Source organism: Pseudomonas sp. H3_D04 (assembly GCF_054669175.1).
Map to the genome: position 1 here is coordinate 299382 of NZ_CP162801.1, position 25230 is coordinate 324611.

At 58.3% G+C, this 25230-nt stretch carries 19 protein-coding genes and 2 rRNA genes; 11 read left to right on the forward strand and 10 right to left on the reverse strand.

Going from position 1 to position 25230, the window contains the following annotated elements:
• The first annotated feature begins 6 nt into the window (after positions 1-6).
• The 5 genes from AB4N91_RS01455 to AB4N91_RS01475 all read left to right on the forward strand — a co-directional run bounded on the left by AB4N91_RS01455 (position 7) and on the right by AB4N91_RS01475 (position 6888).
• A 23S ribosomal RNA gene (locus AB4N91_RS01455) occupies positions 7-2898 on the forward strand.
• A gap of 158 nt (positions 2899-3056) precedes the next feature.
• Positions 3057-3172: ribosomal RNA gene (gene rrf / locus AB4N91_RS01460) — 5S ribosomal RNA — on the forward strand.
• 150 nt (positions 3173-3322) lie between these two features.
• Positions 3323-3982 carry a paraquat-inducible protein A gene (locus AB4N91_RS01465; RefSeq protein ID WP_424478301.1) on the forward strand — a complete coding sequence of 220 codons (660 nt, stop codon included), beginning with the start codon at positions 3323-3325 and terminating at the stop codon, positions 3980-3982.
• Positions 3969-4592 carry a paraquat-inducible protein A gene (locus AB4N91_RS01470; RefSeq protein WP_154914030.1) on the forward strand — a complete coding sequence of 208 codons (624 nt, stop codon included), beginning with the start codon at positions 3969-3971 and terminating at the stop codon, positions 4590-4592. The genes AB4N91_RS01465 and AB4N91_RS01470 overlap by 14 nt, the downstream gene beginning before the upstream one ends.
• Positions 4585-6888 carry a PqiB family protein gene (locus tag AB4N91_RS01475; RefSeq protein WP_460112042.1) on the forward strand — a complete coding sequence of 768 codons (2304 nt, stop codon included), beginning with the start codon at positions 4585-4587 and terminating at the stop codon, positions 6886-6888. The genes AB4N91_RS01470 and AB4N91_RS01475 overlap by 8 nt, the downstream gene beginning before the upstream one ends.
• A gap of 124 nt (positions 6889-7012) precedes the next feature.
• Here the strand turns inward: AB4N91_RS01475 and AB4N91_RS01480 are convergent, their stop codons facing one another.
• The 4 genes from AB4N91_RS01480 to mksB form a co-directional block, all read right to left on the reverse strand.
• Positions 7013-7960 carry an IS110 family RNA-guided transposase gene (locus AB4N91_RS01480; protein WP_042932411.1) on the reverse strand — a complete coding sequence of 316 codons (948 nt, stop codon included), beginning with the start codon at positions 7958-7960 and terminating at the stop codon, positions 7013-7015.
• Positions 7961-8278: 318 nt separating this feature from the next.
• Complete coding sequence (gene mksF / locus AB4N91_RS01485; protein ID WP_460112043.1) at positions 8279-11119, reverse strand: Mks condensin complex protein MksF; 2841 nt, start codon at positions 11117-11119, stop codon at positions 8279-8281.
• Entirely contained in the window at positions 11116-11817 is a 702-nt protein-coding gene (gene mksE, locus AB4N91_RS01490) for an Mks condensin complex protein MksE (RefSeq protein WP_077749032.1), read from the reverse strand. Before mksE ends, mksF begins: the two co-directional genes overlap by 4 nt.
• A complete protein-coding gene (gene mksB, locus AB4N91_RS01495; RefSeq protein ID WP_010458351.1) occupies positions 11807-13084 on the reverse strand; it encodes an Mks condensin complex protein MksB in 1278 nt (425 codons plus the stop codon). Before mksB ends, mksE begins: the two co-directional genes overlap by 11 nt.
• Before the next feature lie 219 nt (positions 13085-13303).
• On the opposite strand from mksB, the gene AB4N91_RS01500 reads away from it, so the two are divergent.
• Positions 13304-14050, forward strand: a complete 747-nt coding sequence (locus AB4N91_RS01500; RefSeq protein WP_427701049.1) for an energy transducer TonB — start codon at positions 13304-13306, stop codon at positions 14048-14050.
• On the forward strand, positions 14043-14495 hold the full coding sequence (gene rimI, locus AB4N91_RS01505; RefSeq protein WP_008145534.1) for a ribosomal protein S18-alanine N-acetyltransferase: 453 nt from the start codon (positions 14043-14045) through the stop codon (positions 14493-14495). The genes AB4N91_RS01500 and rimI overlap by 8 nt, the downstream gene beginning before the upstream one ends.
• A 107-nt stretch (positions 14496-14602) precedes the next feature.
• On the opposite strand, the gene AB4N91_RS01510 is transcribed toward rimI, so the two are convergent.
• Positions 14603-15007, reverse strand: a complete 405-nt coding sequence (locus AB4N91_RS01510) for a hypothetical protein (RefSeq protein WP_010458344.1) — start codon at positions 15005-15007, stop codon at positions 14603-14605.
• 142 nt (positions 15008-15149) lie between these two features.
• Between AB4N91_RS01510 and can the strand changes: the two genes are divergently transcribed.
• A complete protein-coding gene (gene can / locus AB4N91_RS01515; protein ID WP_010458342.1) occupies positions 15150-15794 on the forward strand; it encodes a carbonate dehydratase in 645 nt (214 codons plus the stop codon).
• Positions 15795-15800: 6 nt separating this feature from the next.
• Here the strand turns inward: can and AB4N91_RS01520 are convergent, their stop codons facing one another.
• From AB4N91_RS01520 to AB4N91_RS01535, 4 genes are all read right to left on the reverse strand, one after another.
• The gene (locus tag AB4N91_RS01520) at positions 15801-16325 is read right to left on the reverse strand and encodes an SET domain-containing protein-lysine N-methyltransferase (RefSeq protein ID WP_102594945.1); all 525 of its coding nucleotides are present in this window, start codon (positions 16323-16325) and stop codon (positions 15801-15803) included.
• Positions 16326-16502: 177 nt separating this feature from the next.
• Positions 16503-17675 carry a hypothetical protein gene (locus AB4N91_RS01525; protein WP_077749027.1) on the reverse strand — a complete coding sequence of 391 codons (1173 nt, stop codon included), beginning with the start codon at positions 17673-17675 and terminating at the stop codon, positions 16503-16505.
• A gap of 73 nt (positions 17676-17748) precedes the next feature.
• On the reverse strand, positions 17749-19470 hold the full coding sequence (locus AB4N91_RS01530) for a J domain-containing protein (protein WP_460112045.1): 1722 nt from the start codon (positions 19468-19470) through the stop codon (positions 17749-17751).
• Positions 19471-19481: 11 nt separating this feature from the next.
• A complete protein-coding gene (locus tag AB4N91_RS01535; protein ID WP_077749025.1) occupies positions 19482-21179 on the reverse strand; it encodes a molecular chaperone HscC in 1698 nt (565 codons plus the stop codon).
• 234 nt (positions 21180-21413) lie between these two features.
• Between AB4N91_RS01535 and AB4N91_RS01540 the strand changes: the two genes are divergently transcribed.
• Together AB4N91_RS01540 and AB4N91_RS01545 are read left to right on the forward strand one after the other, a co-directional pair.
• Entirely contained in the window at positions 21414-21704 is a 291-nt protein-coding gene (locus AB4N91_RS01540; protein ID WP_010458330.1) for a nucleotidyltransferase family protein, read from the forward strand.
• On the forward strand, positions 21701-22045 hold the full coding sequence (locus AB4N91_RS01545) for a HepT-like ribonuclease domain-containing protein (RefSeq protein ID WP_010458329.1): 345 nt from the start codon (positions 21701-21703) through the stop codon (positions 22043-22045). The genes AB4N91_RS01540 and AB4N91_RS01545 overlap by 4 nt, the downstream gene beginning before the upstream one ends.
• A gap of 35 nt (positions 22046-22080) precedes the next feature.
• Here the strand turns inward: AB4N91_RS01545 and AB4N91_RS01550 are convergent, their stop codons facing one another.
• The gene (locus AB4N91_RS01550; protein ID WP_010458328.1) at positions 22081-23499 is read right to left on the reverse strand and encodes a short-chain fatty acid transporter; all 1419 of its coding nucleotides are present in this window, start codon (positions 23497-23499) and stop codon (positions 22081-22083) included.
• Positions 23500-23701: 202 nt separating this feature from the next.
• Here AB4N91_RS01550 and AB4N91_RS01555 point away from each other — a divergent pair, with 202 nt between their 5' ends.
• Positions 23702-25015, forward strand: coding sequence for an MFS transporter (locus tag AB4N91_RS01555; protein ID WP_010458327.1), 1314 nt, complete (start codon positions 23702-23704; stop codon positions 25013-25015).
• Positions 25016-25230 lie beyond the last annotated feature (215 nt).

The window sequence follows — 25230 nt, forward strand, 5'->3', positions numbered from 1 at the left end:
TTATATGGTCAAGTGAAGAAGCGCATACGGTGGATGCCTTGGCAGTCAGAGGCGATGAAAGACGTGGTAGCCTGCGAAAAGCTTCGGGGAGTCGGCAAACAGACTTTGATCCGGAGATGTCTGAATGGGGGAACCCAGCCATCATAAGATGGTTATCTTAAGCTGAATACATAGGCTTAAGAGGCGAACCAGGGGAACTGAAACATCTAAGTACCCTGAGGAAAAGAAATCAACCGAGATTCCCTTAGTAGTGGCGAGCGAACGGGGACTAGCCCTTAAGTGGCTTTGAGATTAGCGGAACGCTCTGGAAAGTGCGGCCATAGTGGGTGATAGCCCTGTACGCGAAAATCTCTTAGTCATGAAATCGAGTAGGACGGAGCACGAGAAACTTTGTCTGAATATGGGGGGACCATCCTCCAAGGCTAAATACTACTGACTGACCGATAGTGAACTAGTACCGTGAGGGAAAGGCGAAAAGAACCCCGGAGAGGGGAGTGAAATAGATCCTGAAACCGTATGCGTACAAGCAGTGGGAGCCCACTTTGTTGGGTGACTGCGTACCTTTTGTATAATGGGTCAGCGACTTATTTTCAGTGGCGAGCTTAACCGAATAGGGGAGGCGTAGCGAAAGCGAGTCTTAATAGGGCGTCTAGTCGCTGGGAATAGACCCGAAACCGGGCGATCTATCCATGGGCAGGTTGAAGGTTGGGTAACACTAACTGGAGGACCGAACCGACTACCGTTGAAAAGTTAGCGGATGACCTGTGGATCGGAGTGAAAGGCTAATCAAGCTCGGAGATAGCTGGTTCTCCTCGAAAGCTATTTAGGTAGCGCCTCATGTATCACTGTAGGGGGTAGAGCACTGTTTCGGCTAGGGGGTCATCCCGACTTACCAAACCGATGCAAACTCCGAATACCTACAAGTGCCGAGCATGGGAGACACACGGCGGGTGCTAACGTCCGTCGTGAAAAGGGAAACAACCCAGACCGTCAGCTAAGGTCCCAAAGTTATGGTTAAGTGGGAAACGATGTGGGAAGGCTTAGACAGCTAGGAGGTTGGCTTAGAAGCAGCCACCCTTTAAAGAAAGCGTAATAGCTCACTAGTCGAGTCGGCCTGCGCGGAAGATGTAACGGGGCTCAAACCATACACCGAAGCTACGGGTATCACTTAGGTGATGCGGTAGAGGAGCGTTCTGTAAGCCTGTGAAGGTGAGTTGAGAAGCTTGCTGGAGGTATCAGAAGTGCGAATGCTGACATGAGTAACGACAATGGGTGTGAAAAACACCCACGCCGAAAGACCAAGGTTTCCTGCGCAACGTTAATCGACGCAGGGTTAGTCGGTCCCTAAGGCGAGGCTGAAAAGCGTAGTCGATGGAAAACAGGTTAATATTCCTGTACTTCTGGTTATTGCGATGGAGGGACGGAGAAGGCTAGGCCAGCTTGGCGTTGGTTGTCCAAGTTTAAGGTGGTAGGCTGGAATCTTAGGTAAATCCGGGATTCTAAGGCCGAGAGCTGATGACGAGTGTTCTTTTAGAACACGAAGTGGTTGATGCCATGCTTCCAAGAAAAGCTTCTAAGCTTCAGGTAACCAGGAACCGTACCCCAAACCGACACAGGTGGTTGGGTAGAGAATACCAAGGCGCTTGAGAGAACTCGGGTGAAGGAACTAGGCAAAATGGCACCGTAACTTCGGGAGAAGGTGCGCCGGTGAGGGTGAAGCATTTACTGCGTAAGCCCATGCCGGTCGAAGATACCAGGCCGCTGCGACTGTTTATTAAAAACACAGCACTCTGCAAACACGAAAGTGGACGTATAGGGTGTGACGCCTGCCCGGTGCCGGAAGGTTAATTGATGGGGTTAGCTAACGCGAAGCTCTTGATCGAAGCCCCGGTAAACGGCGGCCGTAACTATAACGGTCCTAAGGTAGCGAAATTCCTTGTCGGGTAAGTTCCGACCTGCACGAATGGCGTAACGATGGCGGCGCTGTCTCCACCCGAGACTCAGTGAAATTGAAATCGCTGTGAAGATGCAGTGTATCCGCGGCTAGACGGAAAGACCCCGTGAACCTTTACTATAGCTTTGCACTGGACTTTGAATTTGCTTGTGTAGGATAGGTGGGAGGCTTTGAAGCGTGGACGCCAGTTCGCGTGGAGCCAACCTTGAAATACCACCCTGGCAACTTTGAGGTTCTAACTCAGGTCCGTTATCCGGATCGAGGACAGTGTATGGTGGGTAGTTTGACTGGGGCGGTCTCCTCCTAAAGAGTAACGGAGGAGTACGAAGGTGCGCTCAGACCGGTCGGAAATCGGTCGTAGAGTATAAAGGCAAAAGCGCGCTTGACTGCGAGACAGACACGTCGAGCAGGTACGAAAGTAGGTCTTAGTGATCCGGTGGTTCTGTATGGAAGGGCCATCGCTCAACGGATAAAAGGTACTCCGGGGATAACAGGCTGATACCGCCCAAGAGTTCATATCGACGGCGGTGTTTGGCACCTCGATGTCGGCTCATCACATCCTGGGGCTGAAGCCGGTCCCAAGGGTATGGCTGTTCGCCATTTAAAGTGGTACGCGAGCTGGGTTTAGAACGTCGTGAGACAGTTCGGTCCCTATCTGCCGTGGACGTTTGAGATTTGAGAGGGGCTGCTCCTAGTACGAGAGGACCGGAGTGGACGAACCTCTGGTGTTCCGGTTGTCACGCCAGTGGCATTGCCGGGTAGCTATGTTCGGAATAGATAACCGCTGAAAGCATCTAAGCGGGAAACTAGCCTCAAGATGAGATCTCACTGGGACCTTGAGTCCCCTGAAGGGCCGTCGAAGACTACGACGTTGATAGGTTGGGTGTGTAAGCGCTGTGAGGCGTTGAGCTAACCAATACTAATTGCCCGTGAGGCTTGACCATATAACACCCAAGCAATTTGCTGACCTGAAAGGGCACCAGATTGCGGTGTGTGAAGACGAAATGAACCGAAAGTTCGATTGTTCACAAACACCGAGATCTATCACATACCCATTCGCTGGAGCGTGCGCCGTAAGGCAAACGACCTGGCTACCGAATTTCTTGACGACCATAGAGCATTGGAACCACCTGATCCCATCCCGAACTCAGCAGTGAAACGATGCATCGCCGATGGTAGTGTGGGGTTTCCCCATGTGAGAGTAGGTCATCGTCAAGATTAAATTCCGAAACCCCTATCTGCGTATGCAGGTAGGGGTTTTGTTTTGTCCGCAGGAAAGTTCTCCTCAAGCTACAACACAAATTTGCACAGTTATTTTCGACTCATGACACTAGAATAGGTCCAACTTTTTTCGGAGCCAGAGCCCTTATGCCAGATCCGGTTGACGCCCTCGGGCTGTCAGAATTACCGCTGGACGACTTGGTGGCCTGCCATGAGTGTGACTTGCTGATGCGCAAGCCTGAGCTTGCCCATGGCGAGAAAGCCCTGTGCCCGCGCTGCGGTTACGAACTCTACGCCCATCGGCACAACGTAGTGCAGCGCAGTCTCGCGTTGGTCATCGCCGCGCTGTTGTTGTACATCCCGGCGAACTTTTTACCCATCATGCAGCTCAATCTACTCGGGCAATCGTCGCAAGACACCGTCTGGACCGGCGTTGTCGGTCTGTTCGATACCGGCATGCAAGGCGTCTCGGTGATTGTGTTCCTGTGCAGCATGGGAATCCCGTTGCTCAAGTTGCTCTGCCAATTGGCCGTGCTATTGAGCATCCGGTTTGATATCGGACGCAGCTACGGTTTGCTGCTCTACCGTATTTATCACCATCTAAGGGACTGGGGGATGCTCGAGGTTTACCTCATGGGCGTACTGGTGGCGATCGTAAAACTGGCAGATATGGCAGCCATTACAGTAGGTCTCGGTTTGGCCTGCTTTATCAGTTTGTTGTTGGTCCAGGTCTGGTTGGAGGTCGTGATGTCGCCTCATCAGATCTGGCAGGCTTTGTCAGGAGAGGATGCCCATGCGGGCGATTGATGCAGGCATTCTGATTTGCGCCGAATGCCATGAATTGAACAAGCAGGAAGCCGACACCGACGAGCAAACCTGCACCCGTTGCGGTGCGCTGGTGCACGCCCGTCGCCCGAACAGTGTCATGCGGACCTGGGCACTGCTGGTCACCGCAGCGATTCTCTACATTCCGGCCAACGTGCTGCCGATCATGACTGTCAGCTCATTAGGGCAGGGCGATCCCAGCACCATCATGTCGGGCGTTATCCAGCTGGTTCAGCACGGCATGATTCCCATCGCCGCCGTGGTTTTTATCGCCAGTATTCTGGTGCCGACGTTCAAGCTGGTGGGCATCGCACTGCTGCTGTTTTCAGTACAACGCCGCCAGCCCCTCTCGGCACGCCAACGAATCTGGATGTACCGCTTTATCGAGTTCATCGGCCGCTGGTCGATGCTGGACATCTTCGTGATCGCCATCCTGGTGGCGGTCGTGAATTTCGGACGGCTTGCCAGCGTCGAAGCCAATCTTGGCGCCATCGCTTTCGCCAGTGTGGTGATTTTGACGATGCTTGCCGCAGTTACTTTCGATCCCCGACTGATTTGGGATAACACGGAGTCGGACGACGACCATGACTGATTTGCCTACAGCTAAAACCCGACCGGCTTCGAACTGGTCTGCCATCTGGGTGCTGCCCCTGATCGCCCTGATCATCGGCGGCTGGCTCGGCTGGCGTGCCTATAGCGAAACTGGCATCGAGATACAGGTGCGTTTCGAAAGCGGTGAAGGCATTCAGGCCAACAAGACTGAAGTCGTCTATAAGGGCATGCCAGTCGGCAAGGTGAAAACCCTTAAGCTCGATGATGAAGGCAGTTCCAAAGGTGTGATCGCCACCGTCGAGATGAACAAGGACGTGGAGCAATACCTCAAGACCAGCACCCGTTTCTGGCTGGTCAAACCGAGCGTGACCCTGGCTGGTATCACCGGACTGGAAACGCTGGTGTCCGGCAACTACGTGGCCATCAGCCCCGGCGAGGGCGAGCCTACCCGCAAGTTCAAGGCCCTGGCTGAAGAGCCCCCGCTGTCAGACTCTCAGCCCGGCCTGCACCTCACCATCAAGGCTGATCGTCTCGGTTCACTGAATCGCGGCAGCCCCGTGTTCTACAAGCAGATCAAGGTCGGCCAAGTCAAAAGCTACTTGCTGTCGGAAGATCAAAGCACAGTCGAGCTCAAAGTGTTCATTGAGCCCACCTACGCCAATCTGGTGCGCAAACACACCCGTTTCTGGAACGCCAGCGGCATCAGCATCGACGCCAACCTGTCCGGCGTGAAAGTGCGCAGCGAATCGCTCGCCAGCATCGTCGCCGGCGGTATCGCCTTCGCCACGCCGGAGAACCGCAAGGACAGCCCGCCCACCGATCCAAGCCTGCCGTTTCGCCTCTACGAGGACTTCGATGCCGCCGCTGCCGGCATTCGGGTCAAGGTCAAACTCAGCGATTTCGAAGGCCTGCAGGCCGGCCGTACTCCGGTCATGTACAAAGGCATCCAGGTCGGCAACCTGAAAGCGCTGAAGGTCGATCCGGACCTGAATGCTGCCACTGCCGAATTGACACTTGATCCACTGGCCGAGGATTACCTGGTCGAAGGCACTCAGTTCTGGGTGGTCAAACCGTCGATTTCCCTTGCGGGCATCACCGGGCTGGAGGCCTTGGTCAAAGGTAACTACATCGCTGTGCGACCGGGCGACAAAGGGGCCGCGCCGCAACGTGAATTTGTGGCCAGACCCAAGGCGCCGCCGTTGGACCTGCGTTCGCCCGGTCTGCACCTGGTGTTGTTCACCGAAAACCTGGGTTCGCTGGAAGTCGGCAGTCCGATTCTCTATAAGCAGGTCAAGGTTGGTTCGGTGCAGAGCTATCAGTTCTCCAAAAAGAAGAAGCAACTGGTGATCGGTGTCCACATCGAGAAGGAATACGAAGGACTGGTCAATGCCTCGACACGCTTCTGGAATGCCAGCGGCATCACGCTCACAGGCGGACTGACCGGTGGAATCCAGGTCAAAAGTGAATCGTTGCAAAGCCTGATGGCCGGAGGCATCGCTTTCGAAACCCCCGAAGCCAAGGCGCCGTTGCAAAAACGCATTCCGCGTTTCCGCCTGTTTGCCAGCCATGAGGAAGCCAACCAGAAAGGCGCCGTGGTTACGATCAAGGTCGATCGCGCCGATGGCTTGCGCAGTGGCACTCCCGTGAGATTCAAAGGCCTGGATGTCGGCAAGATCGAAGATGTCGAACTCAGTGATGACCTGCAATCGGTGATGCTCACCGCACGAATCACCGAAGTGCCGGAGCGTATTGCCCGGGTCGGCAGTCAGTTCTGGGTGGTCAAGCCTGAGTTGGGCCTGATCAAGACCTCCAACCTGGAAACGCTGGTAACTGGCCAATACATCGAAGTGCAGCCGGCAGCGAAGAATCTGGGGCCGCAGAAGAACTTCGTCGCCCTGGCCACTCCACCGGAATCGGCCAAGCAAGAAGCCGGTTTGAGTCTGGTGTTGAGCGCCGCTCGCCGTGGTTCACTGAAAACCGGTGTGCCGGTAACGTACCGCGAGGTCACCGTGGGCAAGGTGACGGGCTATGAATTGGGTCAGACCGCTGACCGTGTGTTGGTGCACATTCTGATCGAGCCGAAATACGCGCCATTGGTGCGCAGCGGCACGCGTTTCTGGAACACCAGCGGTTTCGGGTTCGACTACGGCTTGTTCAAAGGCGCGACGGTCCGTACCGAATCGTTGGAAACGCTGATTCAGGGCGGTATCGCCTTCGCCACGCCGGAGGGTGATCGCATGGGCAATCCGGCGCGGCCTGAGCAGACGTTCCCGCTGTTCGACAAGTTTGAAGATGAATGGCTGACCTGGGCGCCGAAGATTTCACTCGGTAAATAGACTATTGGTTTCCCTGATGCCGCCATCGCGAGCAGGCTCGCTCCCACAAGGGATTTGCTGTGACCACGGAATTTGTGATCGACACCAACCCCCTGTGGGAGATTCTATGGTTGAGGGGAAACCCTCAACTGACCTTTGACTGATATTCGCTTTGCCCTTTCAGCAAGGCGAATGCCACCCGCGCAAGCTTGCGAGCCAGCATCACCAGCGCCTCAGTGGTGCTGAAGCCCCGGGCTCTTTGGGCTTCGTAAAACCCTTTCCAGGCTTTCGTACGGCTAGCCGACATCGCTGCATTGTGCAGAAGCCGGCGGGCCTCGGGGTCACCGCGCTTGGTCAAACTGCGGCGACCGTCCTTCTGTCCTGATTTAGACACCCGTAAATCCATGCCCAGGAAGGCGATAAACGCATCCGCGTTTCTAAAATCCCCGCGCTGAAATGCAGTTATCAAGCGAGCCCCAGTCAAAAATCCAATGCCTTCAACTTTCAGGCAACGTTTCAGTTGACCGAGTAAACCGGCTTCTTTGAGCTGATCGTTGATCGTCTTTTCGATCAGCGTTTCAAGCTGCTGCATGGACTTCACTTGTTCTGCAAAAGCCGCTTTCAGCAGCGGCTCATTCGACCAACTCTGCACCAGGCCAACCCTAGCCTGGACCAAGGCAGCCCGGCGGCGGAAGAGGCTCAGGAGCTGGCGGTACAGCGGTGATGGAGGGGTCCAAGGGCGCAACTCCTCGGCTTCGTTCTTCAGGTAACGGGCCAGCAACTTGGCGTCCAGCGCGTCGGTTTTGGCGCGGATTTTCACGCCTTCGCGATAATGTTTGAGTTCATAGCCTCCCACCATGTAAATCGCACATCCGGCCTCATAGGCCAGATCAGCAAAGTCCAGGTGATAGATGTTGGTCGCCTCAATGGCAATAGCCACCGTCCCCGGCAACGTATTCAGCCACTGCTTGATGGATGTTTTAGTGTTGGGAATCTCTTTAAGCAAATCGTTATCAGCCTGATAAATCACCAGTTCATTCTTGGCGACATCCACGCCCACGATCGGTTTTGATAGAGAGACCGGCATTGCCATAGGATTTCCTCCGAGATAAGGTTTGAGCACTTGAAGGGCTCACCCAGAGGCGCAGGCTTGTTCCTATCGTCGGTCTAGCCAGATGCATTCTTTATCGGCGCTTGGGTGAAAGGAGGAGGGGCGAAATCTCCCACAGTCTGTACTGCGTCAACAGTCAGAATCGAGCCTTGTCCCTCCTCCTCCCTTCAAGTCCTACCATACAAGCGAGCCTGCTCGCGAAGAGGCCCTCAAGTACACTGAATCACTAAAAAGATATGCCCAAAATAAGGCCGCGATCCATTGGATCGCGGCCTTTTTAATGCCTTCGATTAACGCAAATCAAACCGCGTCCAGCTCCGGCTCATCTGCTTCAACGCTGACCACAGCCTTCACCTCATCATGACGACGGATGTACTTCCAGTCCGCCTCATCGATGTAGATCCCGTTTGGCCCGCTGCCACCTTCCAGGTCAATCGCCACACTGGCACAGACCTGCGGCTTCACACTCGCCAGGATCGGCACAAAGCCCAGTTGCAGGCTGGTTTCCAGCAGCGCAGCCTGGTTCTTCTCGTCGATGTCCGCCGCCTCGTCGAGGTAGTACGGCAGGCGCACGCGACCGGCTTGATCACGGTCCATCAAGTGCAGCAACAAGTACATGTTGGTCAGCGCCTTGATGGTCATCGTGGTGCCGTTGGAGGCCGCGCCATCGATGTCAGTGTGGATAACCGGTTGACCATTGACCTTGGTGATCTCGAACGCCAGTTCGAACAAGTCCTTGAGGCCCAGCTGGTTGTGGTTAGCCGCCACCAGACGCGCCAGGTATTCCTTGGCTTCTTCGTTCTTGTTGTCCTGATCGGCGCTTTGGCTCAGGTCGAAGACCGAAAGGGTTTCGCCTTCCTCGTACTGACCGGCGCTGTGGATGATCTGGTCGATGTGCTTGAGGGCCTCCTTGTTCGGCGCGAGCACGATGCGGAAGCTCTGCAGGTTGGAGACCTGACGTTTGTTGATCTCGCGGTTGAACAGCGCCAGTTGATGCTCAAGGCTGTCGTAGTCGCTGCGGATGTTGCGCAGGGTCCGGGCGATGTCGGTCACCGCCGCACGACGCGCCTTGCCGAGGGTCAGCGCTTCGTCGGTGCGGTGCGCGTAAGCGTTGATCAGCAGTTGCAGGCGACGCTCCATATCGTCTTCGCTGTCGAACTTGGCCACGCCCTTGAGGCGAACCTGCGCATAAAGCGCCTCGATCTGGCCATCGCTGCGCTGCAAACCCTGCCAGCTGTCCTGATAGTCGTTGAGCAGCGGCAGCAGGTTGTCCATGGAATCATCGATCGGGTCCATGAACGGCGTACCGAACGGCAGGTCTGCGGGCAACAGCTGACGGCGGCGCAGGGCGTCGTCTAGGGTGCGTTGCTTGGCTTCCATGTCGCCGATCTGCCGGCCGACCAGTTGCAGCTTGGCGGACAGTTGCTGGACGCGCTCGGTGAAGGCATCGCTGGAACGCTTCAATTCGTCCTGCGCCGCTTCCATCTGCGCCAGTTGCTCCAGCTTGTCGCCTTCTTCGGCGCTCAGGGTTTGTGCACGGCGGAAATCTTCCAGGGCTTTTTGCGCATCCAGCACTTGCTGGTACAGCGCTTCGGTCTGGGTCTTGCTCGCTGCACGGTCGGCGACCACGGCAGCCTGGGTTTTCAGTTGCTTGAGTTCTTTCTCCAGGCGGTCTTTCTGATCGCGCAATGCCGCGCGGTCGGCCAAGGCTTGCAGGGCTGGCGGCTCAATGTGCGAGATGTCGATGGCCAGGCCTGGTACTTCGAAACGCTCGCCTTTGAAGCCGTCGAGGATCAGCTCCAGGGATTTGACCCACTGACCGTCCTCATCCAGCGTAATGCCATGCTCACCCAGCGGCAGGCTGAACAGCGCGCTGTTGAACAGACGCATCAAACGCTCAACGTCCTGCTGCGAGAACTCTTCGCGCAGACGGGCGTAGCTGTTGTTGTCGGCGTGATCGAGTTGCTGTTTCACCGATTTCAGGCGTTTTTCCAGGTCCCGCAGACGTTCTTCGAGGTCTTCGGCAGAGAACTGCCGCGACTGGGCCAGCGCACCGGCCAGTTCATCGTGCGCGTCCTTGGCCGCGAGCAGTTGCTGCTCCAGCACTTTGACGTCATCGACCAACGCGAAGCGATTCTTCAACGCCGAGAGTTCGCCGAGCCAACGCTGGATGCCGGTGATTTCCCGCTCCAGGCGCATCAACTCCTGAGTGCCGCCACGCTGATCGTTTTGCAGCGCGTCCTGTTCGTTGCGGTAGTGCTCGGCCTGAATCGTCAGCTCTTCCTTGCGCGCACTGGCGTAATCCGACCAAGTGCCAAGCAACGAATCGAGCAGCGGAGAGATCCGGTGCAACTTGCCGCGCAGAATATTGCGCTGGGTCACGCCAGCGGCGAGGGCTTCAACCAACGGGCCGGCGGTGACCAGCGAGTTGTAGTCCTGCTCCATGCGGCGTACATCGCGGAACGCTTCTTCGCACGCGGCGATGTAATCGACGCTGCCGGAACGCAAGCTGTGTTCAAACGCATCGAGGAACAGTTGCTTGAGCTTGGCCGCGGTGATTTCGCGCATGTGCAGCAAGTTGATGAACAGTGCGCGGAAGGTCTTCAGGCTCTGCTCGCTGGTGGAGCGCAGCGGGATCAGGGTCAGGTCCAGCGGGATTGAGGTGTGACCGCCGACCAGCAAGCGACGCAGCTCATCCGGCTTGAGTTCATAGGCTTTCAGGTCCTCACGCTCAAGGTTGGTGAACAGCTCTTTCTGGCGCAGGCAGGTGTCGTTCTTCTGGTAATGCGCCAGGTCCAGTTTGCCGGCGTAGGCAAAGAACTGGTGACCGAAACCACCGCCCGGGCCGCGCCCGACCACGCCGATTACGTGCGGACCATGGGGCAGCGAGACTTCGACCAGGATGTAACTGGTGTCCGAGGCGAAGTAGAAACGACGGGATTGTTCCAGGCTGTACTTGCCGAAACTCATGTCCGACATGCGCGCCAGAATCGGAAACTGCAACGCGTTGATCGAGGCGGATTTACCGAGGTTGTTCGCGCCGTAGACCGACAACGGTTCTTCCAGTGGAAACAGGCCGAGGCTGTAACCGGCGGTGTTCAAAAGGGCAAAGCGGCGAATGCCGTAGCGTTCCTTGCTCATGCGTCGGTCTCCTGTTCTTCTGCAATGGCGCGGGCCATGGCGTCTTCTTCGCTTTCTTCTTCGAAGTCACTCAGATCGAGCGGATCATCGGTTTGCAGCAGTTTTTCGTCGCTGTCGTCATCGATCAGCACCGGAACCGGCAGCGGTAAGACGCTGTGCAGGCTGGCCGCCAGATCGCGGTCTTGTTGAACCGACAGGCAAACGTCGAGGAAACGATGCATCGGCGGCAGGAAGCGGTAGATGCCGTTTTCTTCGCCGGCAAAACCGAGCTGGGTCATGCGGCGCATGATTTTTTCTTCGAGTTCTTCCACGGTCTGCACTTCGGCCTGGATGAACAGGTCGCGGTATTTTTCCAGCAAGGACGGCAATTCATCGCGGCCGAGGCTGCCACCGTCGAGCACGGCGACCGGGTCACGGCCCTGATCCGCCAAGTGCTCGACGAGGATGAAGGTGAACAACGCCAGACGTTGCGCAGTCTTGTTCACCGCTGCCGCCGCAAGGTCCGGCACGAAGTAATAGAAACCACGGGTATCGCAGACCAACTCATAGCCCAGCGCCCTGAACAGCGTGCGGTACTGGTCCTGGAAGTTCGACAGTTGCGCGTACAGCTCCGGGTCGCGGCGGCTGACGTGGTAGCCCTTGAACAGCTCGCGAAAGATCGGCGCCAGTTGGGACAGTTCGGATAGATCAAGATGCATGTGGGGTGCTCGCAGAATCCTCGGCGGCGGTGTCGCGGGCCGAGAGCAGGGCGAAGGAGCGCAGGCTGACCTGGTGCTCGTGAGTGTGGTAATCGCGGCGTTCCAGACGCTCGCGTGTGAAGCGTTTTTCCCGCGACAGGCGCGAGAACCAGTAAAGCAATTCGTCGGTGGCGCCGTCCGGCTCCTGCTCCAGCAGCCAGGTCATCAGGTCCGGCATCGGCAGGGCGTCTTCGCAGCGTTCGAGCATTTCCCGAACCGTGCGTGGCGCGCGCGGCGCTTCGCCTTTCTGCGTTTTGTGGGCCTTGGGGAAGCGCGCCGGTTTCGGCTCGAATCGGGCCAGCGCATAAACGTAGGCTTCGACCTGACTGGCGCTGCCGAGGAAGGTGCTTTGCGGGCGGGTGAACATCGGCATCGCCGCTTGCGGCACCGCATCGATGCCTTTGCGACGAATGGCCGACAAGGCCAGCGCAGCGCCTCGGGTCACGGCGTTGTGTCGACGGGCTTCTTCACGCAACGGCAGCAGCAATTCGCGGGCGTGGCGCAGGGTCAGTTGGGCGCTGGTCTGCATTTCGAGAATGCGTGCGTGAGTACGCAGCAGCATGTCGTCGTCGACCAGGTGACCGAGGCGCTGTTGTTCGGTGAGCATGCGCAGCAGGACGTTCTCGACCTTGCGCACGCCTTGCTCGAAGGCGCCGTCGGCGTTCACCAACTGAATCATCGGCTCGACGTATTCGTCCCAGGTCGCCAGTACTTCGGCGTAACGCTGACGCAGCGGGATCTGCCGGTCGCTGGTCTTGGCGCGTTCGGCGACGGCCACCAGGGCCTGTTCGTCGTTGGCGAGTTTCTTCAATACATCGCGTACGCGCATGTCGAGCAAACGCAATTGGCGCGCCAGATCGTGGCCGTCGCGAATGTCGAAAGCGTCCTGAATATAACCGGCCAGACGTTCGAGGTGGCGCAGATAGGCTTCGATTTCCAGGCACAGGCCCAGACGGTGCTCACGGCGCAGGTAAGCGAGGAAGTCGTGGATCTGCGCATTGAGCTCGAAACGGTTCGGGCTTTTTGCCACGGGAACCAGAATGTCGAGGCGGATCCACACGTCCAGCAGGCTGGTGATGTCCTGCGGCGTACTGTCGAGTTGCTGGGCTGCCAACTGTGAACGCAGTTCGTTGAGGCTCAATGTGCCTTGGTCGAAGTGCTCGCACAGTGGCTCCAGAAGTGCCCAGTGTTCAGCGAGGGCGCGCAAGACGCGCTTGGGTTCGATCATCGGAATGGCCGGCTGGTTGGCGATTAAAAGCCGCGATTGTACTGCATCGGGACCGATGCGATTCACTCTCGGGACGGGCTGTAGCTGTTTCTAAGGGAAAGAGTATCGATCAAGCGCGGGCGATCTTGAGCGAAGGGCGGTAGAATCAGCGCACTTTAGTTATCCACAAGTGGCCGACCTTTGCTAATCGAGTCCCGTCGCCGCGCCTATTTGACTGCCATGCAGGTGGTCAACTGGCTGCCGCGCACTGAATTGCCCTTTGCCGCGCCATCGCGTCCCGAGCTGATGGAGATGCCGGAGCCGTTGGTCGTCGCGCCGGTGGTGCCTGCCTCCGCGCCAGCACCTGCCGCTGTCGCTGCGCCGGTGATGGCACCGACGGAGCGCGTCAAGATCGAGGTGCCGCGGCCATCGCTGGCCAGCACCCGCACGAACGCCAAGGTCGAAGAAGAAGCCGCGCCGGTCGTCGCCAAGTCTGTGCCAGTGCCGCCACCGCGTTTTTCCCTGCAATTGCTGCGCGCTGGTCGGTGCCTGCTGTTGGTCGAGTTACCCACAGGCGAAACGTTCCAGACCCGCGATCCAGCCTATCTGCTGCTCAAAGACATGCTGCGCGCCGCCGGTCTGCCGGACAGCCCGCAGATCATCGGCGAGCCGGTGCGCTGGCCGCTGCTGGCCCGGGGCACCATGGATCAGGGGCCGGAAGCCGCTCGGGACTTCGTGCAAGGTTTTCTCTCGGCCCGGCTGGAAGACGCTCCGTGCGTTTGCGTGTGGCTGATCGGCCTGCCAGCGGTGCGTTTTGCCGGTGAGGCGAACGCCGAATCCTTCAACCGTGAACTCCAGGTCGAAGGCCTGGGCTCGGTCTGGGCCCTGCCGGGCCTGGAATTATTAATGGAAGAGCCACAGCGTAAGGCTGATGTCTGGCAAGCCATGCGTCGGCTGATGGCGCGCTGGAAAGAATCAAATGAGTGACGCTGTATCGTTCCGCCCGATGACCGAGGCGGACCTGGACGCTGTACTGAAAATCGAATACGCGGCGTACAGCCATCCCTGGACCCGCGGGATTTTTCTGGATGGGCTGGGCAAGTACCAGATCTGGCTGATGTTCGAAGGGCAGCAACAGGTCGGTCACGGCGTGGTGCAGATCATTCTGGATGAAGCGCATCTGCTCAACATCACCGTCAAGCCCGAGAATCAGGGCCGTGGGCTGGGTTTGACGCTGCTGGAGCATTTGATGTCCCGGGCGTATGACGCCAAGGCGCGGGAATGTTTTCTGGAAGTGCGCGACAGCAACCGTGGCGCGTTCAAGTTGTATGAGCGTTATGGGTTTAACGAGATTGGGCGGCGGCGGGATTACTACCCCGCGGTGGGAGGGCGGGAAGATGCCGTGGTCATGGCCTGCACTTTGGTCGACTGAGCCTTTTTGAAGCTTCGCGGGCAAGCCTCGCTCCTACAGGACTGGTGTCTTACCCATCCCGTAGGAGCGAGGCTTGCCCGCGAAGGCGTCCTGACTGACATCTACGATCAACGATTACCGTCCATCGGATCCCGCCGCGCCATCTCCGCCTCATCCAGCCCATTGCCCCCGCCAATATCGTCTTCATCGACAATACTCAAATCCCAATCCGCCTGATTGCCCTCACCGGCCTCATGGGCATCCCGCGCACCGTCTTCACGGATCAACGTTTCCGGGCTCATGTCATCATCTGTAGACTCATGGTCATCGGTCGAGGCCCCCGTCATGCCCGCTTCACGCACACGTTCCCGAGGCATCAGCCGTTCGCGCTCGGTTTCCGGCAGTTCGTCGCCTATTTTCGCGCTGGGTTCTTCCTCGTCGAAATCCAGTTCATGCATCGAACCCATGCGGTCTTCGTTGTCGTCGATGGGCTCGGGCTGCACCGCATCGTACGGACGTCGTGAATCAGTCATGGCAATTCCTCATACTGTGGGCCTTACTAGGGTGGACCCGCTGAACTCCTGAGAATTCCACCCGGCATTACTTGCATCAAGCGCGTGACCCCGACGGGCGGTTGTCTGTCAAACCAGCGCATCATTCTTGAGGCTTTACAGCATGAACGAATTACAAGATCTGATTGATAACAACGAACGCTGGGCCGAGGCGATCAAACAGGAAGATCCGGACTTCTTCTCCAAGCTGGCTCGCCAACAGACGCCGGAATACTTGTGGATTGGCTGTTCCGACGCCCGGGTGCCTGCCAACGAGATCGTCGGCATGCTGCCCGGCGACCTGTTCGTCCACCGCAACGTGGCCAACGTGGTGCTGCACACTGACCTCAACTGCCTGTCGGTGATTCAGTACGCGGTCGACGTGCTCAAGGTCAAACACATCCTCGTCACGGGCCACTACGGCTGCGGCGGTGTGCGCGCTTCGATGCAGGATCGCCAGCTGGGCCTGATCGACGGCTGGCTGCGCTCGATCCGTGATCTCTATTACGAGAAGCGTGAAGAACTGGCCGGGTTGCCGACCGAAGAAGAACGGGTCGACCGTCTCTGCGAGCTCAACGTGATCCAGCAAGTGGCCAACGTCGGCCATACCAGCATTGTGCAAAACGCCTGGCATCGCGGGCAGAACCTGTCGATCCATGGTTGCATCTACGGCATCAAGGATGGCCGGTGGAAAAGCCTGAACACGACCATCAGCGGTTTTGAGCAATTGCCGCCGCAGTACCGACTGCGTCCGGTCGAAACGCTGTAAAACGGTTCAACAGAGACTGCGCCGACGCCAGTGGTGGAAATACAACTGGCCGTCGGCGTTCGGCTGTTCATCGTAGCCGCAGATCCAGCCTCGACACTCCGGGGACCCGCACTGACAGGCGAACTGGCGCAGCAGTTTGTCTTCGGTCGTGGCGTAATCCATCGTCAAGTTGTCGCCTTTATTAATATCCGTCAGTGCCCACAACCACATTTCGCTCATGTCGAGAAAGACATTGGGGTCGCAGGAGTGCCTCAGCAGCCCGCTGAAGTGTGGGTCGTAGACGTGGATACCAGGCGCCAGTTGCCGGGTATGTCGATGGCGATAAGGCACGAGATGCCCCGACACGCGGCAGATTCGGCTGATCTGTGGAAATTCGCGCAGGGCTACGATGGCCGCGGCCAATCCACTCGCGTTGTAGATAATCTCGAAATCGACCCGGGAAGGAAATCCAAGGCCTGGCGGTAGCTCCGGGAATGGATAGAATCCATCGGGAGCTTGCGCCAGGGGCCCGTGCAGGGAATGAGGTTTCATAACGATCCTTGTCGGCAGCGCGTTGCGATTTCCCAACTGACGTCCTGTCAGCCCTGCAACACAGGGGGTTACCTCAAGATCTCGCAAATGAAACGACGGGTCTACTGTCAGAACTGACAGAAGGAAAGTGCGCTTTTGCGCGTAAGCCTTCGCTCACACGCAAACGTGCAAGGGCGTTTACAGCGCAGGCGCCGGAGCCGCAGTCACAGGTGCCGGGGCTTGCAGCTGTTTGAGCTCGGACTGGATCGGCGTCGTCGCGCATTTGGCCACGGCTTGTTCAGGCGTCAGGTTACGGATCGAGGTGTAGAACAGCTCGCAGGTTTTTTCTTTCTGGGTCACTTGCCACGTCTGTGTGCAGCCTTTCAGCTGAGCGGTCGGGTCGGTCCCGGGTTTGCTGCCCATACCGGCCTGCCAGCAGGCGGCGCTCAAATCCTGGCCCATGACTTTCAGGCCCGCGGCATCGGCCTTGGCCTGAGCATCGTCGCCGGTGTAGCTCTCTGGGTTGGCGGCGTACCAGATGTAGCTCGGGTGGTTGGAGCCCAGCACCGGCACCTTCACCCCGGCGCTCGGGCTGATCGTGGCCAGACCCAGCACATTCACGGTCGGCCCGTATTGCTGCTTGATCCAGTTACGCACCGGTGCGCCAAACGCGACCATCGGCAACGTGGCACCGCTGGCGTTCTGGCTGACTTCCTTGACCATGGTGGTCTGGTAGTCCTTGAAGTAGTCGTAGACACCTTCCAGATCCTTGCCTGCACTGGCTGGCGCCGCAATCGGCGCGATATCAATGATGGTCTGGTAACCCGGCGTCTGATCGGCGGGGATACCGTTGTCGGTCAGCAGCGTGGCCCAGCGATCCGTGGTGGCGGAGCGCAGGTAATCCTGGGCCTGTGTCAGGGAGTAATCCGGCGGGAAATGCAGCAGCTCGACGCTCTTGCGGTTTTCCAGGGCCATGCCCAGTGGCAGGAACAGATACCAGCTGTAAGCCCACTTGCCATCAACGTTGAGCTTTTTGGCGCCCGTGTAGGCCAGATCACCGGCATTGAGCAGCGCGGACAACGGTTTTTCGTAACCCTTCGGCACGCCGCTGATGTCGGCGTAGAGCTGACCGTTATCGGTTTTGACCCGCACTTTCGCAGTGCTGTAGCCATCGCGCTGTACGCTTTGCGTCAGGTAGTGCTCGACGGTTTGCTCAAGCGTCCAGTTGCGGAAGCAGACGACGTTGCAGTTGTTGGGGTAGGCGAACAGCCGCGTGACGCGTTCGGTGCTGCCCAGTTTCAGATCGACATTGGCGTGGGCGGCGGCGCTCAGGGTAAGGGCCGCGAGGGTAAGTCCTGTCAGTTTGAACATGCTCAGATCCTTTTCAGCGTGGGCCGCGTTGATCGCGGGCGATAGTTACTTAAGCAGATCGGCCGGCAATCGCTCACCTGAACATCAAATGAGTCAGGTGATATTCCGGAAAATACATCCGACACACGAAGATGACGCCGACCATCACCAGCAAAAACACCAACTGCAACGGACTGAAGTGCGCCCAATGCAGCGCCGTCAGCCAGGGACGCCGAGCGGCCAGTTCAGGATCGAGCTGACCGATACGGCGTTTGTGCAAGAGACCGATCAGCATGAAACCGACATAAGTCGCCATGCCCGGCCAACCCAACAGAAGCCCGAACAGCAACGTGAGGACGGCTTGCGGAACACCGTGTCGCATCACCAACCAACGGGTATCCGGGTTCCAGTGGCGGGGGACCAGGCCTTCGGTCAGCCACAGGTCCTGGACAACGACATGCGAGATGATCGGCACCCACCAACTCATGGCGAAACGGAAGAACCAGACCGGCACGCAGGCGAATGCCAACGGGATAAATATCATTGGAATGCTGATGCTGAAGCCTTTGGATTTGTATTCGGTCGGGAAATAAAACAAAAACAGCGCCAGTGCGATGCCCGCCCAGACACGCACCCAGGTTTCGTCGGCGATGGGGCGCGGCAGGAAACGTCGCCAGTGAAAAACATCGGCGTGGGGCAACCGCAAACGCAATTGCGGATAACGCCACTTGAGGGTTTGCGCAAGGTCATGACAGGCCTGCCATTCGTTCTGGCCAAAGCCGTCGATCATTTTCTTTTGTTGGCCAGGCTGCATCGGATTCATCAGCAAGTGCGCGGCTTGAACGTCAGCGGCCCAGGTCCGGTTGTCTTGGGCCTTGGCCTGCAGGCTTGCGTAGAAGCTTTCCTGATTGCAGCGCTCAATCAGTGCCTGCCAGAGCGACATCGGTTCAGGATGAATGCCTTTTTTATCGTCCCAGCCAAACACCTGACCGACGCGATCGAACAGTGGCAGGCTCCATTCGGTGTCGTTGAACAATTGCAGGAGGATCCGCTGCCACTCCTGACGTCGATCGAACACCTGCAGCCAGGGTTGTACGGTGTAACTTTTGAGCTGTGTCAGGAATTCCCGCTCCTTGCTGGCTTCGAGCAACTCCTGCAACACCTGCCGATAATCCTGCAGCAAGCCGCTGGCGAGAGCGTCTCGCTGCCAATCGGTCATTTCGACGTTTTGCCAGGGCGCGAGCCAATCGAGGTGCTGGACCGCCCAGGCGGCAATCGAATTGCGCAAGCCCGGATGATCGAAGCACAACGCCAGTAATCGCTGCTCAAACGCTTTGGCGCAGTGCTGTTGTTGCGCTTGGGCCCAGCGCTCGGACAGATTCTGCTCGGAGAGTCCGTCGAGCAAGGTGCGCGCCGCGAGTTCGTCCGGCGCTGCAACCGGTTCGTGAAGGGGCTCGGGGTTGGACGGTGCAAGGTTCAGCGAGCGCAGAGGGGGCGGACTTTCAAGGTTTAAGGGCCGAAGTGGAGGCGGATTTTGAAGGCTCAACGGACGCACGCCGAGCACATCGGACCCTGCCTGGAGGTCGGTGTGATTGGGCTTCTCGACAATGTCGACCGTTGCGACTTCATGTTCTTCGGCGGCGTATTCGGCTCGCCATTGCGCAACACCCAGCGCCTGCTCATAGGCTTCACGCAAGCGCTGAAAGCCTTCGGGATCTTCATCGGGCCGGAAGGTTTTCAGCAGCCTTGCATAGCTTCGCTTGAGGGTGCGCGCATCAGCGTCTTCGGGCAGTTCCAGCACAGACCAGCAATCCATATTGCTGCTCCTTAGTGCCAGAGACCGTTGTCCAGCGTGCCCAGTTGCTGGGTCAGTTCACTGCGCGCTTCACGGATCCGCCGTTCATCCTGCGAATCAAGCACGTGCTGAAACTGTTTGGCCCAATGAGCAATCTGTTCACGCATCTGCCCCAGACTTTCCTGATAGAGACGCTCAAGACGTGCGGTCAACACCGTATTGACCTGCTGATCGCGCGGATGAATCTTCAACAGCGCCAGGCCCTCCAGGCGTTCCTGAATCTCTTCGGGTGTGAGCACGCCGGGGTTGTTTTCGATGACCAGCGAATGCTTGTCGCCCGTCAGGGGAATGACCACCTGGGCTTCGAGCAAACCGTTGTTGTCGTAGGTGAAACGCACGTCGAGGGCGACTTCGCCGGCCTTGCGTTTCGGCACTTTGATGTCCAGTTCGCCCAATGCCACGTTGTCTTTGACCAGGCGGCTTTCGCCCTGAAAGATCTTCAGCAGCACGTGCTCTTGGTTATCTTGCAATGTGTACACCGTCTTGACCCGGCTCACCGGCACGATGCTGTTGCGCTCGATGATCGGCAAGTAATGCCCGCTTTCGTACTGCTGGCCGATTTGGGTCGAAGTCTCGATGCCCAATGTGTAAGAACAGACGTCGGTCAGCACCACTTCTTCCAGCGCGGCGGAGCGTGCTTTCAAGGCAGCCTGGATCGCCGCACCGTGGGCCACGACTTCGTCCGGATCGAGACTGATCGAAGGGAAACGCCCAAACAGGCCGGCCGCCAGTTTGCGCACCAGCGGCATGCGCGTCGTACCGCCCACCAGCAGGATTTCGTCGAGATCACTGACCCGAATCCGCGCGTCTCTCAGGGCCCGCTCGATCGGTGTGCGCAGGCGTTCGAGCAGCGGCGTGTAGAGCGTGGCCAATTGCGCTTGGGTGATGGTTTGCGTCCATTGCTGGCCGTCGACCCGCAGGCTGAATTCGGCGCTGCTGTCCTGGCCCAGGGCTTTGCGCACGCGCTCGGCCTCGCGACGCAAAGGCTGGATGATGCTGTTGCGGTCAGGAAAGTTGTCGGTGTTGCGATGATGCTCAAGGAAATGCTCAAGCAGCACGCTGTCGAAATCTTCACCACCCAGGAAGTTGTCGCCCGCGCTGGCGCGCACTTCCATGACCCCGTCGAAGAGCTCCAGGATCGACACGTCGAAGGTGCCGCCGCCGAGGTCGAACACCAGGAACGAAGTTTCCTTGTCCCGTTGATGCAGCCCATACGCCAGCGCCGCAGCGGTTGGCTCGTTGATCAGTTTTTCAACCTTCAGACCCGCCAGCTCACCGGCAATGCGCGTGGCCTTGCGCTGGGCATCGCTGAAGTAGGCCGGCACGCTGATCACAGCTTCATGCACGGTTTCGCCGAAGGCCCGCTCGACGTCTTCCTTCAGGCTCTTGAGCACCAGCGCCGAAAGCTCCTCGGGACGGAATGACCGGTCTCCCAGACGCACTTCCGTAGCGCTGCCCATGTGCCGCTTGAACAGCGAAGCGGTCTGGCGCGGGTGAGTGTGCAAGCGCTCGCGGGCAGCCTGACCGACCAGAACCCGGCCCTGATCATCGAGACCCACCACGCTGGGAGTGAGGAACTGGCCGAGTGCATTGGGCACCAACTCGCTGGACTCCCCGCGCCAGACGGCAACGAGGCTGTTGGTGGTTCCCAGGTCAATCCCTACGATCATGGCGATGAACTCCCTTTCCGGCCTGCAAAAAGTTGATACAGATAATATTCGCGCAAGGATATTACCGGAGCAGCGGGACGGTAAAGGAAAGTAGTGGCACTGAGCTATTATTTGCGGCGGGACGTGGTTTGGTCCGCAAGCGTGGGATGTGACAGAGGGTTACAAGAGGTGCAGTGTCTACCGTTCTCGAGCACTGCTAGACTGGCGCAGTATTGGACTTGGCAAAGGTCACCCATGAAACCTTCTACTGCACTGGATCTAAAACGAGCAGCCGTCCGCGAGGTCGTCGGTCGATTTCGTACGTCCAACCCTCGTGTATTTGGTTCCGCGTTACTCGGGACAGATAAAGAAGGGAGTGACCTTGATTTACTGGTGGACGCTCTCCCAGGGGCCACGCTTTTCGATCTCGGAGGGCTTCAAGTCGAGCTCGAAGATTTGCTGGGGGTCAGTGTTGATCTGCTGACGCCGGGAGATCTTCCGTTGAAGTTTCGTCAGCAGGTACTCGAACAGGCTCGTCCCGTATGACTGTTAACCGTCTCGCAGATTACCTTGACCATATGCGGCAAGCCGCAAGCGATGCGCTGATTTTTGTCGAAGGCTTGAGTAAAGAAGAGTTTTCCGAAGACAAACGTACCCAGCAAGCTGTGATCATGAGCCTCATCATTATTGGTGAAGCAGCCACCAAAGTAATGGATGGCTATGCGGATTTTGCGAGCGAAAATTCACAAGTGCCATGGCGCAGCATGCGAGGTATGCGCAACCGCATTGCTCACGGCTATTTCGATATCAATCTCGAAGTGGTGTGGGATACCGTTCAGACGGCCTTGCCTGAGTTGTTGAAGGTTTTACCCTCCGATCAAATCTGATTGCACCTGCTTTGCACAGGTGCAATCAACTTCGTTTACGGCATCACCGGCGGCGTATACGTCAGCGTCGTCCCCAGCGCCCACAGCAAAAACAGCACCAGCGGCGTGTGCACCAGCAATTGCACGAACGAGAAGCCAATCAAGTCCCGCGCCTTCAACCCGAGCACGCCCAGCAGCGGCAGCATGTAGAACGGGTTAATCAGGTTCGGCAGGGCTTCAGCCGCGTTGTAGATTTGCACGGCCCAACCCAGGTGGTAATTCAGGTCGGTGGCCACCTGCATGACATAAGGCGCTTCGATGATCCATTTGCCGCCGCCGGATGGAATGAAGAAACCGAGAATCGCCGAGTAAACGCCCATCAGCAGCGCATAAGTGTCGTGGGACGCAATGCTGACGAAGAAGGTCGAGATGTGGTGGGCCAGGGTCTGCGCGTCAGTGCCTTTGACCGTGGTCATCAGCGCAGCGATCGAGCCGTAGAGCGGAAACTGGATTAGCACGCCGGTGGTGGTTGGCACCGCTCGCGATACGGCATCGAGGAAGCTGCGCGGGCGCCAGTGCAGCAGCGCGCCGAGCATGATGAACAGGAAGTTGTAAGTGTTCAGGCCCGAGATCGCGCTGATCGCCGGTTTAGTCGAAAACTCGTGGAACAGCCACCCCGCTGCCAGCAGCACCAGCAAAATTGTCAGCAGCGGGCTGTGCTCCAGCCATTCGCCGGGGCGGGTGCGCGGTTGCAGCGGTGGCAGGTTGAAGCTCGGGTCAATGCCGCAGGCTTCGGCGTCGCGGGCTGTTTTCGGCCCCGGCGCGGTGGCGTAGGCGATGATCAGCGAAATCACGATCAGTGCCAGCAACATGACGCCGGACTGCCAGAGAAAAATGGTCTGGGTGAACGGAATGACGCCGGTGATCGACAGAATCGAGGGTGGCAGGCTGGCCGGGTTGGCCTGTAATTGCGCGGCGGACGACGACAGGCCCAAGGCCCACACGGCGCCAAGGCCCAGATACGCGGCAGCACCGGCGGCGCGGTAATCCATTTTCAGGTCGGTGCGGCGAGCGAGGGCGCGCACCAGCAGACCGCCGAACACCAGCGACAGGCCCCAGTTCAGCAGCGACGCCACCATGGAAATCAACGCGACCCAGGCCACGGCCGAGCGGCCGTTTTTCGGGATCCGGGCCAGGCGGTCGATGAGTTTCACCGCGGGCGGGGAGCTGGCGACCACATAACCGCCGATGACCACGAACGCCATCTGCATGGTGAACGGGATCAGGCTCCAGAACCCATCACCGAAAGCCATGGCCGCGTCAGTGGGTTTGGCGCCCATGAACAGGGTCGCCACGGCCACGATGATCACCGCCAGCGCGGCAAACACCCACGAGTCGGGGAACCAGCGTTCGGCAAAACTTGAACAGCGCAGGGCAAAGCGGGCGGAGCGGGTATCTTCGATATCAGCGGCCACGGGAGTACCTCGAATTTTTATGTTTATTGTGGTCTTTGGGGCGGCAAAGGCCCGTCTGGACAGGTGCCAACAGTAATTCAATCGGTCATTTTTTTGTGACGAAGATTAACCCGTCTGAGACTTTGGTCTAACGGGTTGTCGGTGGACGCGTTTGCGTAGACCATGGGCGCCTTGGTTTTTTGCCCGTGCCAGAGTTCTTTTCATGACTGCCAATACCGATTCGCGCCCGACGCCGTTCAGCCGCTCGGACTACAAGACCCTTGGCCTGGCGGCCCTTGGCGGCGCCCTGGAAATCTACGATTTCATCATTTTCGTCTTTTTCGCGCTGACCCTCAGCCAGCTGTTTTTCCCACCGGAAATGCCCGAGTGGCTGCGCTTGCTGCAAAGCTTCGGGATTTTCGTGACGGGTTATCTGGCGCGCCCATTGGGCGGCATTCTGATGGCGCATTTCGCCGACCGGCTGGGGCGCAAGAAGGTCTTCAGCCTGAGCATCCTGATGATGGCGCTGCCGTGCCTGCTGATCGGCATCATGCCGACCTACGCCCAGATCGGCTATTTCGCACCGCTGCTGCTGTTGGTCCTGCGGGTCCTGCAGGGCGCTGCGGTCGGCGGTGAAGTGCCGAGCGCCTGGGTGTTCGTCGCCGAGCACGCGCCGGCCGGGCATCGCGGTTATGCCCTGGGCTTCTTGCAAGCCGGGCTGACCTTTGGCTACCTGATCGGCGCCCTGACCGCGACCTTTCTGGCGCAGGCGTTCACCCCGACGGAAATCCTCGATTACGCCTGGCGTTACCCGTTCCTGCTGGGCGGCGTGTTCGGGGTGATTGGCGTCTGGCTGCGCCGCTGGCTTAGCGAAACCCCTGTGTTCATGGCCATGCAGGCCAAGCGCGAGGCCGCTGTCGAACTGCCGCTACGCACGGTCTTGCGCGAACATCGCCTGGCGATATTGCCAGCGATGCTCCTCACCTGCGTACTGACGTCGGCGGTGGTGGTGTTCGTGGTCATCACCCCGACCATGATGCAGAAAACCTTCGGCATGACTGCCAGCCACACCTTCGCCTTGAGTGCCTTGGGCATTGTGTTCCTGAACATCGGCTGTGTACTCGCCGGGCTGCTCGTCGATCGCATCGGCGCCTGGCGCACGGTCATGCTCTATAGCCTGCTGCTGCCGCTGGGCATCGGCGTGCTTTATACGTGCCTGATCACCGGGGGCCAATGGATCGGCTTGGCCTACGCGATTGCCGGACTCGGTTGCGGGGTCGTCGGCGCGGTGCCGTCGGTGATGATCAGCCTGTTTCCCGCGCGAATTCGCGTCTCGGGGATTTCCTTCACCTACAACATTGCCTACGCAGCGTGGGCGAGTGTCACACCGTTGTTGCTGATCGGTCTGATGCCGTGGAGTCCGTGGATTTGCGTGATCTTCAGTGCGGTGATGGGCGCGGTGGGCGTGAGCAGCGCTGCTTATTTCGGTACACGGATGCCCCGGGTTGAACATTGCCCGGCCGCTGGCACGGCATGAGCGCAAGGTCACGCAGGCGTGCCGCAACTATTTTTGTAGGACAACCCTGAAACACTCTTCAGAAAATATCCGCAAGGCCGATGGCTAGGCTGCATGCCGCTTTCCATTCCTGTCCATCGGTGCTTTCCATGTTCAACAAACGCTTGAAGCAGGAGCTGTCGGCTCTTCGCGAAGAACTCTCCAGCCTTCAGCAAGTGAAGGACAGTCTGGAAAGC